Source organism: Shinella sp. JR1-6 (assembly GCF_004284735.1).
Classification (GTDB): domain Bacteria; phylum Pseudomonadota; class Alphaproteobacteria; order Rhizobiales; family Rhizobiaceae; genus Shinella.
In genome coordinates this window covers 1-1,139 of record NZ_SHMI01000119.1, presented here as the reverse complement: position 1 = coordinate 1,139, position 1,139 = coordinate 1, and the positions used below count along the sequence as shown (strand labels likewise).

General features: G+C 65.5%; 1 protein-coding gene. It reads left to right on the top strand.

The genetic code is table 11. The features are described from left to right. On the top strand, positions 1-1,139 hold a 1,139-nt coding region (locus EXZ48_RS34645), incomplete at both ends, for a glycine C-acetyltransferase (RefSeq protein ID WP_130521608.1).

The following is a 1,139-nucleotide window of genomic DNA, read 5'->3' as shown; positions in this document are numbered from 1 at the left end:
GCTCTCAAAACCGCGGGCCTTTACAAGGCCGAGCGGGTGATCACCTCCAGGCAGGCCGGCGAGATCGCCGTTGCCTCGGGTGAGCGCGTGTTGAACTTCTGCGCCAACAACTATCTCGGCCTTGCCGACAACGCGGAACTGGCCGAGGCCGGCAAGAAGGCGCTCGACCGCTACGGCTACGGCATGGCCTCGGTGCGCTTCATCTGCGGCACGCAGGAGGAGCACAAGGAACTCGAGGCCCGCATCTCGTCCTTCCTCGGGCTGGAGGATACGATCCTCTATTCCTCCTGCTTCGATGCCAATGGCGGTCTCTTCGAGACGCTGCTCGGCGAACAGGACGCCATCATCTCCGATGCCTTGAACCATGCCTCGATCATCGACGGCGTGCGCCTCTCCAAGGCGAAGCGCTTCCGCTATGCCAACAACGACATGGCGGCGCTGGAGGAGGAACTGAAGAAGGCGGAAGGCAGCCGCTTCAAGATGATCGCCACCGACGGCGTCTTTTCCATGGACGGCATCATCGCCAATCTCGGCGGCGTCTGCGACCTTGCGGAAAGATACGGCGCCATGGTCATGGTGGACGACAGCCATGCGGTGGGTTTCGTCGGCAGGCACGGCCGGGGTTCGGCCGAACATTGCGGCGTGGAAGGGCGCATCGACATCATCACCGGCACGCTGGGCAAGGCGCTGGGCGGGGCGTCCGGCGGCTATACGTCGGGCCGGAGGGAAGTGGTGGAGTGGCTGCGCCAGCGCTCGCGGCCCTATCTCTTCTCCAACACGCTGGCTCCTGTCATCGCGGCGGCCTCGCTGAAGGTGTTCGACCTGATCGACAATGGCGATGCGCTGCGCCGGCGGCTCTATGCCAATGCGGATCTGTTCCGCACGGAGATGACCAGGCTCGGTTTCACGCTTGCGGGCGAGGGGCATCCGATCATCCCGGTCATGCTGGGGGATGCGGCACTGGCGCAGGAGATGGCCTCGCGCATGCTGGCGCGGGGCGTCTATGTGATCGGCTTTTCCTTCCCGGTCGTGCCGCGCGGCCAGGCGCGCATCCGCACCCAGATGTCGGCGGCGCACGGCGAGGCGGATGTCCGCAAGGCCATCGACGTCTTCGCAGAGGTCGGGCGTGAGCTCGGCGT